17 protein-coding genes are annotated in these 16,828 nt (G+C 45.7%); 4 read left to right on the plus strand and 13 right to left on the minus strand.

Going from position 1 to position 16,828, the window contains the following annotated elements; genetic code table 11:
- Positions 1 to 41: 41 nt before the first annotated feature.
- A complete protein-coding gene (locus tag OX890_RS11535; protein WP_011846940.1) occupies positions 42 to 1,799 on the plus strand; it encodes a SulP family inorganic anion transporter in 1,758 nt (585 codons plus the stop codon).
- 213 nt (positions 1,800 to 2,012) lie between these two features.
- Here the strand turns inward: OX890_RS11535 and OX890_RS11540 are convergent, their stop codons facing one another.
- Entirely contained in the window at positions 2,013 to 2,210 is a 198-nt protein-coding gene (locus tag OX890_RS11540) for a hypothetical protein (RefSeq protein ID WP_126493490.1), read from the minus strand.
- Between the two features lie 205 nt (positions 2,211 to 2,415).
- Positions 2,416 to 3,063, minus strand: a complete 648-nt coding sequence (locus tag OX890_RS11545; protein WP_268649226.1) for a glutathione S-transferase — start codon at positions 3,061 to 3,063, stop codon at positions 2,416 to 2,418.
- Positions 3,064 to 3,438: 375 nt separating this feature from the next.
- On the opposite strand from OX890_RS11545, the gene trhO reads away from it, so the two are divergent.
- Positions 3,439 to 4,443 (plus strand): oxygen-dependent tRNA uridine(34) hydroxylase TrhO, encoded by a 1,005-nt coding sequence (gene trhO / locus OX890_RS11550; protein WP_126491827.1) that lies wholly within the window; start codon positions 3,439 to 3,441, stop codon positions 4,441 to 4,443.
- A 336-nt stretch (positions 4,444 to 4,779) separates the two neighbouring features.
- Positions 4,780 to 5,253, plus strand: a complete 474-nt coding sequence (locus tag OX890_RS11555; protein WP_268649227.1) for a hypothetical protein — start codon at positions 4,780 to 4,782, stop codon at positions 5,251 to 5,253.
- Positions 5,254 to 5,420: 167 nt separating this feature from the next.
- Here OX890_RS11555 and OX890_RS11560 read toward each other — a convergent pair whose 3' ends face one another.
- From OX890_RS11560 to OX890_RS11600, 9 genes are all read right to left on the minus strand, one after another.
- Positions 5,421 to 5,663, minus strand: coding sequence for a DUF2897 family protein (locus tag OX890_RS11560; protein WP_126491828.1), 243 nt, complete (start codon positions 5,661 to 5,663; stop codon positions 5,421 to 5,423).
- Between the two features lie 47 nt (positions 5,664 to 5,710).
- Positions 5,711 to 6,448: an 8-amino-3,8-dideoxy-manno-octulosonate cytidylyltransferase KdsB gene (kdsB, locus tag OX890_RS11565; protein ID WP_006081834.1), complete on the minus strand. Its 738-nt coding sequence runs from the start codon at positions 6,446 to 6,448 to the stop codon at positions 5,711 to 5,713.
- Between the two features lie 97 nt (positions 6,449 to 6,545).
- Entirely contained in the window at positions 6,546 to 7,616 is a 1,071-nt protein-coding gene (kdnB, locus tag OX890_RS11570) for a 3-deoxy-alpha-D-manno-octulosonate 8-oxidase KdnB (protein ID WP_006086829.1), read from the minus strand.
- 20 nt (positions 7,617 to 7,636) lie between these two features.
- Positions 7,637 to 8,827, minus strand: coding sequence for an 8-amino-3,8-dideoxy-alpha-D-manno-octulosonate transaminase KdnA (gene kdnA, locus OX890_RS11575; RefSeq protein WP_006081832.1), 1,191 nt, complete (start codon positions 8,825 to 8,827; stop codon positions 7,637 to 7,639).
- Positions 8,828 to 9,021: 194 nt separating this feature from the next.
- Positions 9,022 to 9,639 (minus strand): carbonate dehydratase, encoded by a 618-nt coding sequence (gene can / locus OX890_RS11580; protein ID WP_006081831.1) that lies wholly within the window; start codon positions 9,637 to 9,639, stop codon positions 9,022 to 9,024.
- Positions 9,640 to 9,841: 202 nt separating this feature from the next.
- On the minus strand, positions 9,842 to 10,672 hold the full coding sequence (locus OX890_RS11585) for an alpha/beta fold hydrolase (RefSeq protein WP_268649228.1): 831 nt from the start codon (positions 10,670 to 10,672) through the stop codon (positions 9,842 to 9,844).
- 111 nt (positions 10,673 to 10,783) lie between these two features.
- Positions 10,784 to 11,497 (minus strand): M15 family metallopeptidase, encoded by a 714-nt coding sequence (locus tag OX890_RS11590; protein WP_268649229.1) that lies wholly within the window; start codon positions 11,495 to 11,497, stop codon positions 10,784 to 10,786.
- Positions 11,491 to 12,633 (minus strand): succinyl-diaminopimelate desuccinylase, encoded by a 1,143-nt coding sequence (dapE, locus tag OX890_RS11595; protein WP_268649230.1) that lies wholly within the window; start codon positions 12,631 to 12,633, stop codon positions 11,491 to 11,493. Before dapE ends, OX890_RS11590 begins: the two co-directional genes overlap by 7 nt.
- Positions 12,630 to 12,974, minus strand: a complete 345-nt coding sequence (locus OX890_RS11600) for an ArsC family reductase (RefSeq protein WP_041411449.1) — start codon at positions 12,972 to 12,974, stop codon at positions 12,630 to 12,632. The genes dapE and OX890_RS11600 overlap by 4 nt, the downstream gene beginning before the upstream one ends.
- 292 nt (positions 12,975 to 13,266) lie before the next feature.
- On the opposite strand from OX890_RS11600, the gene OX890_RS11605 reads away from it, so the two are divergent.
- A complete protein-coding gene (locus OX890_RS11605; RefSeq protein WP_006086821.1) occupies positions 13,267 to 13,437 on the plus strand; it encodes a hypothetical protein in 171 nt (56 codons plus the stop codon).
- A gap of 299 nt (positions 13,438 to 13,736) precedes the next feature.
- Here OX890_RS11605 and OX890_RS11610 read toward each other — a convergent pair whose 3' ends face one another.
- On the minus strand, positions 13,737 to 14,822 hold the full coding sequence (locus OX890_RS11610) for a porin (RefSeq protein ID WP_268649231.1): 1,086 nt from the start codon (positions 14,820 to 14,822) through the stop codon (positions 13,737 to 13,739).
- Between the two features lie 61 nt (positions 14,823 to 14,883).
- On the minus strand, positions 14,884 to 16,752 hold the full coding sequence (locus tag OX890_RS11615) for a methyl-accepting chemotaxis protein (protein ID WP_259573805.1): 1,869 nt from the start codon (positions 16,750 to 16,752) through the stop codon (positions 14,884 to 14,886).
- Between the last annotated feature and the right edge of the window lie 76 nt (positions 16,753 to 16,828).

Raw genomic sequence — 16,828 nt, forward strand, 5'->3', positions numbered from 1 at the left:
TGATTAGTGCTTATCTTGATGGTGTGTATGGAGGTTGCCGAGTGAAGTTCCCTAGTTTGATTTCGTTTATGCCGGGATTGGCGCAATTATTACAATATGAAAAGCAATGGCTTAGGGATGATGTGCGCGCAGGCTTGTCCGTTGCCGCTGTGGCACTCCCTGTCGCCATTGCCTATGCCCAGCTCACTGGCGTCAATGCTGCTGTGGGTTTGTACTCCTGCGTTTTGCCTATGCTGGTATACGCGCTATTTGGCACCTCAAAGCAATTAATCGTGGGTCCAGATGCGGCGACCTGCGCCGTTATCGCCGCCGTTGTTACGCCCCTCGCTGCGGGTGATAGCATGAAGCACTGGCAGTTAGTCATGACCATGACGGCCATGACAGGCTTTTGGTGCTTGATCGCGAGCCGTTTTAAGCTGGGTGTGCTCGCTGACTTTCTGTCAAAGCCGATTTTGATGGGATTGCTGAACGGGGTCGCGATCACCATTATCGTCGGACAATTTTCGAAGATTTTTGGTTTTACCTTCGACGAGCGCTATTTAATCGAACGCCTCAGCGGCGCCCCTTCTTATTTATCAAAAACCCATTGGCCGACCTTGACTATGGGGATTGTGACGCTGGCGACCTATGCCTTAGTGAAACGGTTTCGTCCACAATGGCCCGCATCTATGTGCGCGATGGCGATGGCGGCATTCCTTGTTTGGGTATTTAACCTGACGAGCTTTGACATTAGCGTTGTCGGGGAGGTGACCTCTGGTTTACCTTCATTCCAAGCACCGGCTTTTGATTTGGGGATCGCCCGTGAGTTGGTGGTGCCAGCGCTCAACTTAGCCATGGTGAGCTTTGTGAGCATGATGCTGACCGCTCGAAGTTTTGCGGCAAAAAATGGTTACGATATAGATGCAGATAAAGAATTCAGGGCGTTAGGGTTAGCCAATATCGCATCCGCCATCTCCCAAGGGTTTGCGGTGAGCGGCGCCGATTCCCGCACTGCGGTGAACGATGCCAATGGCGGCAAGAGCCAGTTAGTGTCCATCATAGCGGCGGTATTGATTGGCGTTGTCGCGCTGTTTTTTACTGCGCCGTTGAAGTACATCCCTAGCGCAGCATTAGGGGTGGTATTGGTGATTGCCTCTATTTCGCTTATCGATCTTAAGTCGCTGTGGAATTTGCGTGTGCGCGATAAGTCAGCTTTCTTGCTTGCGTGTATCACCTTGTTCTCTGTCCTATTTATTGGGGTGATTCCTGGGATCACTTTGGCCGTGTTACTGGGGTTATTCCAGTTCCTTGCGACGGTAATGCGCCCCACGGATCAAGTGCTTGGCTTAGATCATAAGGGCGTTATCCGCAGCGTCGATGATTCGGGTAAAGCTAAATCTGTGCCTGGCGTGTTTATGTATCGCTTTAATTCGCCGTTAACTTATTTTAATGCGACGTATTTTAAGCGCCGTTTACTGGAAAAGTTTATTCGGGAATCTGAGCCGGTCGATTGCATCATTATTGATGCCGTGCCTTGTTTTACCCATTTAGATTTAAGTGTGATGGCCATGTTGGCAGATTTACATCAATTGCTTAAAAAGCGTGGAGTACGCTTAGTGCTTGCGGGGCGTAAACGACAGATGCTGAGTTGGTTCGAGCAAGCGGGTATGCAGACAGGGGAAGGCGGCATTCTGATCCGGCCAGATTTGTATCTCGCCCTTAAAATGAATCAAAGCTATAAACAAGCCTTGGCTGAAGGGCAAGCGCCTGTGATCCAAAAAGTCCCCGATGATGCTGTGCTGTTGCATAGCCATTTATAGCGAATGATTTAAATTTTAAGGTTTTGTAAAAGAGGAATCATTAAAATAGCGCAGCCTAAGCTTGCGCTATTTTTTGGCGTGTTTAAGCTCTTGTAAGTATTTGTTTAAATGCTTATTTATGTGCTTTGACTCGTATTGAAATGAGTATTTGAATTGGGCGGGGCAATGATGCGGTAGCAAGTGTTGTCGCCCAATGTGATGGTGTTTGACGGCTTAGTCTTTGAGAATTCTATCGAGGGGAATAAAACCGTGATAACCGTAATACCCCATAGGGCCGAGGATCAGACTCAGAAAGCACCATAACCATTTTTTGTTGGTGCTGAGATCCACTTTACTCTTGAAGGCTCGAAGGGCGAAAAGAAAATGCAGTAGCATCAGGCCCCCAAGCATAATAATGATATTGATATCCATATGTTCCAACTGCCTTATCCTTGTGTTCTATCATTCACGCCTTTGAAAGACATTAAGCGCGGTTACATTTATCTTGAGAAGCTTGCCTAGTGATCTGTAGCTAAATTAGCGACCTCACTAACTGTCAAATACCTTACTCGAATATTTTACCGATGGCTATAACATAAAATAAAAATAATCTTTAAATCTTATTGGCTTACATGTCTCATAACAAGCAAGTTGGAGAATGGCTAGCGTCCCAGATCACATATTTTTCCATCGCACGAATAAATATTTCACTCGAAATGAGGTTTTCTAGCCAAGCGGCGAGTCGCGGAAAATCATCGCTCAGTGCACGTTTAAGATCCACTGCGGCAAATTGGCGTATAAAAGGCACGATGGCGTAGTCCGCAAGGCGAGGTGTACCGGCAACTAAAAAGGTGTGTTGCCCTAAGCATGCTTCAAGTTGCGTGAGGAAATGGCTCGCTTGCTGATAATAGTCAGCTTGCGTTTGTTCAGGGTAACGGTCAGCATATTTATAGCGGTCGAGCCATGGCTTAAATTGCTGATCATTTTGCGTGATAAGCTCCGCCATTTTACCTTCAATTACAGGGCTTTGCTGACATAGCAGATCTAAGGGATCCGCTTGCGTGAGTGCCCAGCGCATGATCTCAAGACTTTCGGCAATCACTTCACCATTGGCTAGCACTAATACCGGCACAGTCCCTTTGGGTGAAGCGGCCAGCATTTGCGCTGGTTTAGCTTTGAGGGTGATTTCGCGGACTTCAACATTGCATTGGGCGAGTAAGAGTCCCAAACGCGCTCGCATGGCATAGGGGCAACGACGAAAAGTGTATAAAACGGCTAGAGCCATTAGGATTACCTCTACTGTGCGGCGCTAATGCGACGCAAGTTAGTGCGATGCACGCTGATGTCGGCTTGTGTCTTCTACATGTACATGCTTATTGACGACGCGAGTGTGCCAGTACGAATGCCGAGTGCCAATCAGGCAGTGTGCAAAGGGCGCAGATGGTAACGCTTTCATATTGAAATTTCTGCTTAATTTGCCAGCTGAAAATGATTTTTCTTACCTCTGTGCGTAAAGAATTAAAGACCCTGCATTTTATCTGTGTTTATCTTGCTGTGACTCAGGTAGAATTCCGCGCTATTTTGGGATCTGTAGCCAGTCTACAGATGATTGATTTGTTTATGCACTGGAAATTAAGTTCCAGCTAGCAAAGAGGGTGTTATGACTAAAGTCGTCGTGTGTGCGTTATATAAATTCGTGTCTTTACCGCATTTTGAATCTATCCGAGCGCCACTGCTCGCTATGATGGAACAGGCCGAGATCAAAGGCACTCTGCTCCTCGCAAGCGAAGGGATTAATGGCACAGTTGCCGGCACCCAAGAAGCGATCGAAGCACTATTGCTTTGGCTTAATAGCCAAAACGGCCTAGACAATATTGTTCACAAATTGTCATTCGACGATGAAATGCCGTTCTACCGCACTAAAGTCAAACTGAAAAACGAAATCGTCACTATGGGCGTTGAAGGCATTGATCCACTTAAAGTGGTTGGCACCTATGTAAAGCCTCAAGATTGGAATGCGCTGATTTCTGATCCTGACGTGATTTTAGTCGACACCCGTAATGACTATGAAGTGCAAATCGGCACTTTTAAAAATGCCGTTAACCCTGTGACTGAAACCTTCAGAGAATTCCCTGAATATGTGAAGCAGAATCTTGATCCTGCTAAACATAAAAAGGTTGCCATGTTCTGTACTGGTGGTATCCGCTGTGAGAAATCAACCGCGTATTTGAAAGAGCAAGGCTTTGACGAGGTGTATCATCTCGAAGGCGGCATTCTTAAATACCTTGAAGAAGTCAAAGCAGAAGAAAGTCTGTGGGAAGGCGAGTGCTTCGTGTTCGATAACCGCGTCGCGGTTAACCATGACTTGAAGAAAGGCCAATACGATCAATGTAATGCTTGCCGCATGCCAATCACTGAAGTTGAAAAACAGAGCCCTGCCTATGTGCAAGGTGTCAGTTGCCCACATTGTATCGATAAAATTTCTGACGAGCAGCGTAAACGTTTTGTTGAGCGTGAGCGCCAAGTGAATCTGGCAAAAGCCCGTAACGAAGCGCATATCGGCAGCGATGTGAATCAAGTGATTGAAGCACGCCGCGAGAAAAAAGAAGCGCAGCGTCGACTCGCCGCCGAGAAAAATAACGCGAAAAAATCGCAAGTGCTTTAACTTTATATTTCATTGGATTAGCTGTAAGTTAATCATGAGTTCGCACTGAGTTCGTTTCTCGCTCAGGCAGCTCATACATTGCTCTCGATTTGAATATGGTTGCACTATGGCCCGACTCGTTCGGGCCATTTTTTTATGCCGATTTTAGTTTTAGTGTGAATGTGCATTAACCCATTATTTAACTCATTATTTATCATAGCGCTATGCCGAAAATCTTAAATTTATGATAACTTTCAGTCGCTAGTATTAAAAAACGCGAGTATTACTAGTATTGAAAAATGAAGTCGAGTGCCATTAAACGACAGGGAGCGATTCAGTGCAAGGTAGGCAAAGCGCATGAGCATTTGGAAAGAGCTATACGATATTTTCGATAAGGAACGCAGTCGCTGGCAGCAATCGAGCGCCAGTAAGCAGGCGATTACCTTTGAGTTAAAAGCCAATTTGGGTTTTCTGGCCGATGCCTTAAGCAGCGGTTTATCACAAAGCGCGATCGCCAGCGGTTTAGAATGCAGTATTTTTGAGGCAAAACTGAAAGAGGGCGCTGCACTCACTGCGTTAAATCGCCGTAAAGTGACCCTGACGTTTATTGGCGAATTTTCCGAGTTTGCTAAGTATGTCGGTAAAGAGAACGACGCTTTGGTCGAGAATGCTTACTCTAAAATTAAATCACTGCAGAAGTTAGTCGCGGCTGAGCCGAATAAAAGCCACGATCTGAGGATTAAATCCCTGTTTCGCTTCTTAGTCTTTTTAGTGGCACACCTTGAGGAGCAGCCATTGAGTCGGACGTCAGCGAAAAAAGCTGAAGGTTGATGCGTGGGCAAGCTTGTGATTAATACGATTGGTATAAGAGACAAAAAAGGCGCTTATGGCGCCTTTTCTATGTTTGCTAACGTCATTGTTCAGCTTTTTAGCACAGTCTTTAAGAGGCGTGTTTAAGAGCCATCTTTTGACTCACTCTTTAAAAGCCACTATTGAGTTTAGCGCTTAGGTGGCTCATCTGTTTTATTGGCTTCTGAGTCCGTAGAACTTGGCTTGTTTGAAGCCGCATCTGCGTCATTCTCTGCTGCCGAAGGCTTGGCAGTAGGCTTTATCTGCTTATCTTTACCATGTTGGCCGAACTGCGGCAGTTTGAACTTAGCACTGTATTTCAACGCGGCAAGATTGCTGGCGATGACACCGACGATCAACATAATAATGATCCAGACTTCTAAGGTCGACATACTCAGCTCCTGTTTCGAATAGACTCGCGCACAAGACTCACGGGCGATTAATCAACCGCTAAACGTTGCTCACATTTACGAATGTCTTCTGGCGTATCAACTTCAATAGAATCAAAGGCGCTAATGGCGATTTTGATTTTATGACCGTATTCTAATGCACGCAATTGCTCGAGTTTTTCCAGATCTTCTAGACGTCCTAATGGCAGAGCGGCGAAGGCTTGGACGAATTTTCGGGTATAAGCATACACACCTAAGTGCTTATAAACGGGGTAATCTTGGGTGTCGCGGCCAAAAGGAATACGCGAACGAGAGAAATACAAGGCATAGTTGTTGTTATCGAACACCATCTTCACATGCATAGGATCGTCAAGCTCGGCTTTATTGACGATTTCAAAGCCTAAGGTGGCCATTTCAAACTCACCTGGGTGACGCTCGAAGAGGCTGATGACTTGCTCGATAGAGGTGGGGTCAATAAGGGGTTGATCGCCCTGTAGGTTGATCACTAAGTCGTCATCTTTCAGTCCCAGTTGGTTTATCGCATCATTGATACGATCTGTACCCGATGCCGCTTCTGGGCTGGTCATGACCACTTTGCCGCCAAAACCTTCAACGGCCGCTTTAATGCGGTCATCATCGGTAGCGACATAAATATTGGTGAGGCCTTTGGCTAACGACGCGCGTTCATACACGTGTTGGATCATTGGCTTGCCGTTAATCGGGGCTAAGGGTTTGCCCGGGAAGCGGCTTGAACCGTAACGAGCCGGGATTAACAGAGTCACATTCATCAAATTATCCTACTTTTATCAAAGATATACAGTGTAGAAATACAATGCATATAGACAAAAGGGCTCACAATTGAGCCCTTTTAATATGTGTTAGAGCTTAGATGCGACGGAACAGGGCAGTCAACATTTCGTCTGTGACTTTCTCTTCCCAACCCGCGCCGTAAACGTTAGCCCATAGTGGACCCATGCTCTTAGTCACGGCAACCATTTTAGCGATGGTTTCGTCTGGCAGATCTTTACAGATGTTCTTCGGCAGTGTGATGTTGTGTTTCTTCATCATCAAACGGAACTCTTCAACACCTTCTGGATAGAATTCTTCTAACACGTCAAAGGCGATACAGTTGCCGATACCGTGGTGGTAACCCAGGATATAAGACAGACCGTAAGAAACCGCGTGACAGGCACCCACTTGGCTATAGGCTATGCTCATGCCGCCCATGAAAGACGCCATCATCAGCTTGTCGTCTTTATCTATATGGTCGTCTAAGTACACTTGGCGACATAAATCCATGGCTTTTTCAGCGTAGGATTTAGAGAATTCGTTTAAGAAGGTACCTTGTAAAGATTCAACACAGTGGATATAGCAATCCATACCTGTGTAGAACCATTGGTCCGTTTCAACGCCTTCGATTAACTCAGAATCCATGATAATTTGATCGAATACTGTGTAATCTGAGTTCAGACCTAGCTTACGCACTGGACCACATAACACGGCGGTGCGTGACGCTTCTGCACCAGTACCGGAAATCGTTGGAATACCAATGTGGTGTACCGCTGGGTTCTTGATCAAGTCCCAACCTTGGTACATGGCAGAGCCACCTGGGTTCGTCAGCATCAGCGATACCGCTTTAGCCACGTCCATGGTTGAACCGCCACCTAAACCCACTACGCTGACAGGCAGTTTGCTATTAAAAGCTTGAACTTGCTCTGTTAACGTGTCGATTTGAATGGTGCTTGGCTCTTCATCAACGTTAACCCAAATCACCATATCTTGTGCTTTAGCTGGGATACGGCCTTCAAGGGCTTTGCCTTGATGCACGTCATCGACTAAAAATACCACGAAGTCGTCGGCGGTTTTACGTTCAGCAGCTAACACTTCATCCAATTGGACGAATGAGCCACGGCCGAAGATCATTTTTTCAACTACTTTAAAATTCTTAAAACTCATTGCAACAAACTCCCGTAGAATTATTGGGCAAATGCTTTCTTGATGTTTTCGATACGCTCAGCTATCTGAGCATCGGTCCAAGACAACTTGATGAGCATAGAAATGGTGCGGCTCATAATGGCATCGGATTTAGGCACAGAAACTTGAGTATAGTCAGGTCTGTCGGCGATTAATGTGATTGGCAACGCAGCAGATGCCTTAAGCTCCTGAATGTGTTTCCAGTTTTTCAAATAATGCCAGTTGTTTACATACCAGTAGAAGCAGCCATCGACGCCGTTTTCAGCCAGTTTTTTGCTGATTTCAATAGTACGCGCTTCGGTTGGCAACATAAAGGTTAAGAAGCCCGCAGAGTCACCTTCTGGATCGGGGATCAGGCGGAAGGTGACTTCTGGGATAGCAGCGGCCATCGCATCTTTAATGGTTTTTTTGTTTTTACGTTGGATATCGATAATGGTATCGAGTTTACGTAATTGCGCTAAACCTAAGGCGGCGTTCATTTCCGAAATACGGAAGTTCAAGCCAATGATAGGGTGTGACTCAGCGCCGCGGTCTTTACCAATGTGGTCATGGCCGTGATCGGAGAACATATGCGCGTTGTTGTAGATTTCAGTGTTATTAGTGATCACAGCGCCACCTTCACCACAGGTGATGGTTTTGACTGAATCGAATGAGTAACAACCCACATCACCGATAGTACCTAAGGCTTGGCCCTTGTAGCTGCCACCAATGGCTTGGCAAGCATCTTCTAAAATCTTGATGTTATGTTTTGCACAGACGGCTTTGATCTCGTCCATCTTCGCCATAGAACCACACATGTGCACTAAGTTAATCGCTTTAGTGCGTGGGGTAATCGCGGCTTCAATACCTTCTGGAGATAAACACAGTGTCTCGTCGATTTCGGCAAAAATGGGGATCGCGCCTGCCATAAAAATTGCTTCAACTGAGGCAACAAAGGTAAAAGGTGGCACGATAACTTCGTCGCCAGCGCCAATGCCCGCAGCCATCATGGCCGTTTGCAGTGCAGCGGTGCCGCTTGATAAAAGGTGAGCATGCTTCACGTTCATTTTCTCGCAGAGCAGTTGCTCCATATCGCGAGTCTTCCAGCGATCATTACGCATATGGTCGAAGTTGTAACGGAAGGTAAAACCGTTTTCCATAACGTCAGCGACTTCCTGCTTCTCTTCAGGACCAAATAATTCAAAACCGGGCATGGAAGGTATCTCCTTAGAATATGTCGCGCATAGGTCGCGCTGCAATTAACTGGCGGATTATAACTGGGGTAATAGACCCTTGCGATGTTTTATTGCTGAAAATTGCCATGGAAAAAGAAAAACCTGCACAGGGGCAGGTTTTATCTGAGCATAGATGACACTTAGCTAAGGGTTAAAAGCCTACATTCAGGCCGTTAGCGTGGATTGGCTAAGCCGTGTTCACGATCGACAGTGACATCTAAATCTGTCAGTAAACCGTTATCAATGCCGTAAATCCAGCCGTGTACTGCGACTTCTTGGCCGCGATCCCAAGCTTCTTGCACTATAGTTGAACTGGTGACGTTGGCTACCTGCTCAATCACGTTGAGCTCGCACAGGCGATCAAAACGTTTGGCTTCATCCATCTGTTTTAATTCATCTTGATAGATACGGTAGATATCACGTAAATGCCCGAGCCAGTTATCGATAAGGCCTAAGCGTTGCTGACTCATGGCCGCACGCACACCACCACAGCCGTAGTGACCCACCACCATAATGTGCTTCACCTTGAGCACATCAACGGCGTATTGCAGCACAGATAAGCAGTTAAGATCGGTATGGATCACCATGTTGGCAATATTGCGGTGAACAAAGACTTCACCCGGCATAAGATCGATGATTTGGTTAGACGGTACGCGACTATCTGAGCAGCCAATCCACAGGTATTCAGGATGTTGCTGTTTCGCTAATTGCTCAAAAAAATCAGGATTTTCTTGACGTATACGTCCGGCCCAGCGGCGGTTGTTGTCGAATAAAGGTTTGAGTAGTTTCATTTTAACCTATTGTTTTATTGACATATAAAATGTCTTCTCATGCTCTAATTCATGCAAGCAGCACATTTTTAGCAAGAGTATACCAGCAAAATTGTTTCTGCTGGTCTATCCAATACGCGGCAGTATCATTGTATTCAATATTTTCTATGACTTGCGTTTATTGCGAACGTCTTGCTGCTAATCGGATTAATTTACCGACTGATTAATGATGTTTAGCGAGAAAATCGGCTAAGTGTTGATTGATAAATTCGGCTTGTTCAAGGGTCGAGATATGTCCCGCCGCAGGAATATGCACCAGTTGACTGCCATCGATGGCATCGCTCATTAGGTAGCTTTCTAGCACACTGCGTGCTTTATCCTCAACGCCCGCCATGATGAGGCAGGGTAGTGTCAACTGCTCCGCATATTCCATGGTATCGCGACGACCAAAAATCATTCGCCCAAGTTTCACTATTGTGGGGATTTTTTCTGCTGAGATTGTGGCAAGTGAGTGTTCAAAGCCAGCGACCAGTTCAGGTGTGTTATGCGCGGCATTGTTTGCGAAGAACAAAGGTGAAATCGCACTGATAAGCGGCGCAGGAATCGCCTTAGCGGCGGTAATCATATCCAGCATGCCATCATATTTCGCGCGGGTCACTTCGGGTTCAAAACCGATAAAACTGTTGAGCATCACGAGGGTTTTAACCCTTGTTGGTGCTTTCAGTACCAATTCTGCGCCCCACATAGCACCAACAGATTGTCCGATAACACTAAAGTCAGTGATGTCGAGATCATCCATTAAGGCCAACATGTGATCGGCAATATCGAGCAGGGTTTTACCATTATCGGGCAGTAAATCTGACTGACCATGACCCCACAGTTCTGGCACGATACAGCGGTAATGGGCGCTTAATGCGGCAATTTGAGGCGCCCACATGGCGCTATCCCACAAATAACTGTGACCAAACAACAATACAGGGCCTGTACCGACATCAAGGTAACTTAATTTACGATCGGCAATAATGAGCTGCTGACGGTGTGCAGAAAAATCCATAAAACCTACTTAATTAAATATATCATTATGTTAAGCCGCATTTTGGCGCCCATTTTGGCGATAGAGCGCTGGGCTTAACCTTTACAAAAATCTGCGGCGAATATCCCACAGCTAAGGCTGAGCGATACGCAATACGTATTCATCCACTAGATAGTCTAATCGTGCGAGTACCGCATCTTTTAGCAACATATCACTGTTTTCTAAAAGGATTGCCAGTTCGGCACGATCGAATTGCGGCAACAATAATTGCGCAACAGGGAAATAGCTGATGTGCCAAGGCTCAGGACTGACCGCGCTTTGTCCCTGTTGAAACGGGAAATAAAAGCCAAAATCATGGGCATTTTCCACCAGCCAAGCATGCAGTTTGGCGCAGGGGCCAGCTTGGACATATTCAGCTTCAACAAGACGCAGGGCTTTGACATCAATTTGATTCGCATCGAACACATCAAGATCTGTGCCCCAGTGGTGACGCGAAGCGCCGGGCAGCGCCGACCAGAGTAAAATCAAGTCGACGATGGCATCGTCACTCAATCCCTTAATACTTACCGCCTGCTCGTTGGCATCCAATACCGCGCGTTTACCGCTGGCCTTGGCATTCCAAATTGCCAATTGTCGCTCAAAAGGGCGATGGGCCGAGCAGATGGCGAGTGCTATGCCCGCATCTTTGGCTTTTTCCGCCATCGCATTAAAGGCGATGGCGGTGTTCACTTCGATCCAAAAGCTATGATATCCAAGGTGATACGGACTTAAATATTCCACCAATTCAGGAGAGCTTAAGCCGTAAAGCTTTGCGGTTTCGGGGCGGATCTCGAGGTGTGTTAGCACAATAGTTGTTCCAAAATCACTTCATAGCACAGGGCTAGCTGCTCAAGGTCGTCCACTTTAACGCATTCATTCACTTTATGAATGGTGGCGTTCACTGGGCCAAGCTCTAACACTTTGGCACCCGTTGGCGCGATAAAGCGTCCGTCCGATGTGCCGCCTGTGGTTTGTGGATCTGTCTCATAGCCTGTGACTTGGCGGATCGCAATACGGGTCGCGTCAAGCAGTGGGCCATCGCCGGTTAAAAATGGCAGGCCATTAAAAATCCAGCTGATATCGTAATCTAGCTCATGGGCTTTCAATAAGGCTTCAACCCGCTCAATCAAGATGTCGGCTGTCACTTCGGTGGAGTAACGGAAGTTAAACATCACGTCCAATGCGCCGGGGATCACATTCGATGCGCCGGTGCCGCCATTAATATTGGCGATTTGGAAGCTGGTGGGCGGAAAGAACTCATTGCCATTATCCCAGTGCATCTGACTCAGCTCAGCTAAGAAAGGCGCGGCTTTGTGGATTGGATTATCGGCAAGGTGTGGATAGGCCACGTGGCCTTGAATGCCTTTCACGATTAAGTTGCCGGTTAAACTGCCGCGGCGACCATTTTTGACCACATCACCCAGCTTTAGGGTAGATGAAGGCTCGCCGACTAACGCCCAGGTGATCTTCTCGTTGCGCGCTTCTAAGGTATCAATGACTCGCGTCGTGCCGTTGATGAAGGGGCCTTCTTCATCGCTGGTGATCAAAAAGGCGATTGAGCCATTATGATCGGGATGTTTAGCCACAAAACGTTCGGTGGCAATGACCATAGCCGCCAATGAACCTTTCATGTCTGCGGCGCCGCGGCCATATAAGTAGCCATCGATAATGGTGGGCACAAAAGGCGGCGTGTGCCAGCGGCTCACATCACCTGTTGGCACAACATCTGTGTGGCCGGCAAAACAAAAGACCGGACCTTCATTGCCACGGCGAGCCCACATATTGGTGGTGTCTTCAAATACCATAGGTTCGATATTAAAGCCGATGGCGCTGAGTCTTTCAGCCATTAAGGTTTGGCAGCCTTCATCAAGCGGCGTCACCGAAGGGCGGGCTATCAGCGCTTTTGTCAGTTCCGTTACGGGATAATCATCGGCTGGTATCATAGTGAAAATACTCTTTTATAGGCGGCTTCATCAAAGCCAATCAGCACGTGTTCACCGACGACCAAGACGGGGCGTTTGATCAGTGTCGGTTGCGCCAGCATAAGTTGAATGGCTTTGGCTTGATCGATATCGGTTTTATCTGCGTCACTGAGTGCACGAAAGCTTGTGCTGCGCTTATTGAATACGGTTTCCCAGCCTGAGGTGTTACACCAGAATTCGAGGTCTTCTTGGCGTAGGCCGTCATCTCTAAAATCATGGAAGTGAACTGGAAGTTGATGATTTTCAATCCATTTGCGTGCTTTACGCACTGTATCGCAATTCTTAATACCGTAGAGGGTCAAAATGATGCTCCAGTGTGGATGGACGCTTGGCTGGCAAGCATTGATTTTGCTGGCATTGTGGCATTGTGCGCCGCATGTCACAAGTAGGATGTGTCGCTGAGATAGCGTGAGCATAAAAATGTCAGTGCATCCGCCTTTACATGCCTGCTGTTGTGGGCTGTAAGCGTTATCTGAGCATGGGGGAAAGTTTGTTAGTTTGTATTAAAAATAGGCTAAAGGCTTAAGCGTCGCTTAAGTTTTCAGCTCTAATGTCTAAGCGTGTAATCGTTGTCATTAGTTGAGGGGAATCATCATGAATATCGCCAATGTGGGTCAATCATCTGCGAGCATGCAGTCATCATCGATACAAGCTCAACAGAAACAAGCCAATATCTCGCCTCAGAAAGTAGAGGAAGTGAATGAGTCATCCCAAGAGCGCGCGAAAGAGGCGGGCAAAGGGGAGTCAGTCGACACTTTTGCCTAAGTTGAAATATTGATATTTACTATTTATATCTCTAATTGTTGCCTTCATATTACAGTCAAGATTGCACTTAAGGGCGATAATAAGGGCGATAATTAGAGCAGCAGTCAATTTTCAAACGTTACGAGAAGCGGTAACAAACTACCGCTATCTCGCAGATTAGATGTTAGGAAGTTGAGCTAGCGCAAATGTTGGATCTGCTACTTTTACTGCAGGGGATTATTCCTGACATTAGGTTAAAGCCATAGATTTGCTGCATCTCTAACCCTATATTTTGCCAATTTAAATAAAATGAATCTGAATTAGAACTCCCAATTTAAATCAAAATCATAGCGAATGCCTAAGGCGATAATAGTGTCATCTTCGCGTTGATCATTATTTTGTTGTAAGTATTCTAAATGTGTACGGACATTTGCCGCAATTTGCCATTCTAAGGTGAGGTTATAGCCATCATAATCCTGACTGCTAGTATCTTCTATCCCATCTTTAAACCAAAAATACCCTAATTTTAGCTTATAGGCGTTAGCAAAAGGGATAGCCAGTGCACTGTCAAAAGTACTACCAGTGCGGTTGACTGCAGTTTCAAACTCGTAATCTTTAGCCTGATAGCCAACAGCAGCATATATACCAGAGCTAAACTCATATGAGATAACCGCGCCTGTCAGTTGTTCTTTTCCAGTTCTATTCGCGTTGGCATAGACATCTTGTTGTAAATATGCGGCGCCTAAGTGTAATCCATTCTTGTCAAAACCGGCTCCGACATTAATAGTATCAGCGCCGCTGCCACCAGAGTTGCCATCAAAAATTGCAGAGGCCATTACAGTAACGGGTTTGAGTTTTAGTTCGTATATCAAAGCATTATTAACAAAGAATGGACTCTCTTGGTTGTAACCAAACGGGCTGTTTGCATTGTTAAAAATATCAATGTACTCAGCGACTAAAGTGTATTGCACTGGCCGTTGACGTCCAAAGGTTATCTGACCAAAGGGAGATCCTATTCCGGCGAATGCGAGGCGCGCCTCACCGAATCGACCATTATCATCGAGGCGAATCTTCCATTCTCCTTGGGCAATAGCATGCCAATTTGGGGCAAACTCGGTATCAGCTTTGACCCCTAAACGAGAGAGGGCATCACCTATATCCCATACATCGTCTGCTTTGTCTTGGTATTCTAAGGTTGGACGCAGCGAGCCGTAGAGAGAAAAGTGACTATTGCGTAAGGAGGATTGCATTGATGAACTGGTTTGTGCAGCTTTCGCTTGTTGCTCCAATTCCTTCACTCTTTGCTCTAGTTGCTGCAGTCGATCTGACTCTTCCGTTTCTTGGGCATTAGCCTGTAGCGGTATTTGAAGAATAGTGCCTAGTACGAACAATGCGATTCTGCTCATGATGAGTACCTTTATTAAGATTTCCACCGTAAGTCATGGATGAATCCATGACTTACTATACCTAAACAATGAATTTATTAAGGATGGTATCTTGCTCTTTGATGTGCTGAGTTTGCGTATGCATAGCCGTATTGGCATGAATCACAGTGTCTGATACTTGGACAGATAAATCTTTAATTCTAATGGTATTATTATTAATTTCTTCGGCAACTAAACTTTGTTCTTCGGCTGCAGAAGCAATCTGTAGATTCATATCGCTGATCTGCAATATTGCTTCACGAATTTTGTCTAATGCGGTATTAGCACCTTGGGCGAGTGTGACCGCATCTTTTGCATTATCTTTACTTTGACTCATGACCTCTGCAACAGCCCTTGCTCCTGTTTGGAGTTGCTCTATCATGTTACGGATTTGAGTTGTAGATTGTTGAGTCCTTTGGGCGAGGGTTCTGACTTCATCTGCGACCACAGCAAAACCACGACCAGAATCACCAGCTCTTGCTGCCTCAATGGCTGCGTTTAAGGCTAATAAATTCGTTTGATCTGCAATGTCATTAATGACTTTCAATATAGTGGCAATGTTGTCTGTTGCTGACCCTAAGGTATTTACTTCAGCAACAGCCATATCGATTTTTGATGACAGAGCGTTAATAGCATTTGTGGTATCACTGACGACTTTGGAACCAACATTTGTCGCTTCATCAGCCTCTTTTGCGGCGGATGAAGCCCCTTGAGCATTACGGGCCACGTCTGAAGACGTGGTGGCCATTTCGTGCATCGCTGTCGCAAGTTGTTCTAATTCATGCATCTGCGAGTTCATGGCATTTGTCGATTGTTGTAACTCTAACGATGTCAACTCTGAGCTTTGGTGAATGAGCTGCCCAATTGACTTAGATTCAATAATCAGTTGTTGTAGGTTGGTCGTAAATGTATTAAATCCAATGGCTAAGGATGAGAATTCAGCATCTGTTTGTGTATTTAAGCGTTGGGTTAGATCGCCGTCTCCTGAGGCAACATCTTGAATCGCATCGTTTAAGATTTGTAATGGACGCATTAAACGGATAATCAAAAATAGTAGTACTGTGATACTGATGATTAAGGCAATAACGGAATAGAGAATAGAACTATTGCGTAGGTTTGTGACTGCAGCATAGGCTATATCTTCATCTAAGATAACGCCGACATACCAGTCCTCTCCTGAAACTCGAGAGAAATCTAAGGTATAATTTTTACCATCTATGGTGACTTTTTGTGGCTTCTCCGTCACTTCAACATGTGGCAAATAGTCGCTCATTGGCGTGCCATTTCGTTTTGACTCTGGATGCGCGATTGTCGTGCCATCTCCAGAAATAATAAAGACATACCCTGCATTAAAGAGTTTAACTTCATTGACGAGTTTGGCTAGACCAACGAGGCTAACATCGTAGAAAATAGCCCCAATGAACTCGCCATTATCTTTTACCGGTGTTGCAATTGAGACAAGAATTTCACCAGATGCTGAGTCAGGATAGGGCGCAGTAATAATTAGCTTATCGGATTTTTTTGCGTCTATGTACCAAGGACGAATTCGTGGGTTCCATCCGGCGCCAGGGTCCCAGCTAGGATTGTTATTTATGTTGCTACCATCTTTTTCGTAGCCGAATCCGACAAGTATAAAGGTGTTTTTAACAACTGGACGAGTAATAACAGAAGTAATATGTGTGGGGCTGAGATCTTGCTCCAATAGACTTGTCGTGTAAGCGGCCATTTGTTTACGGGATTCAATTTCCGATGAAACAGTATTTCTAACCCCATCGACAATTTCGGTAACACTGGCTTCAACCTGTGACTTCATTTCATTTTGAATTGAAGAGTATTGTTTGGATGTTAACAGCGTTACTGTGACTAAAAGTAATATAGAGGATGCAGCTACAATCTTATGACTAAATTTCATTGTTTTTCCTCTTGAATATCAAAAAGCTTTCTTAGAGGTATAGTCATCATTTCATTCTAAAACAAGTCGTCATATT

The organism is Shewanella sp. DAU305 (assembly GCF_026802235.1).
Classification (GTDB): Bacteria; Pseudomonadota; Gammaproteobacteria; order Enterobacterales; family Shewanellaceae; genus Shewanella; species Shewanella baltica.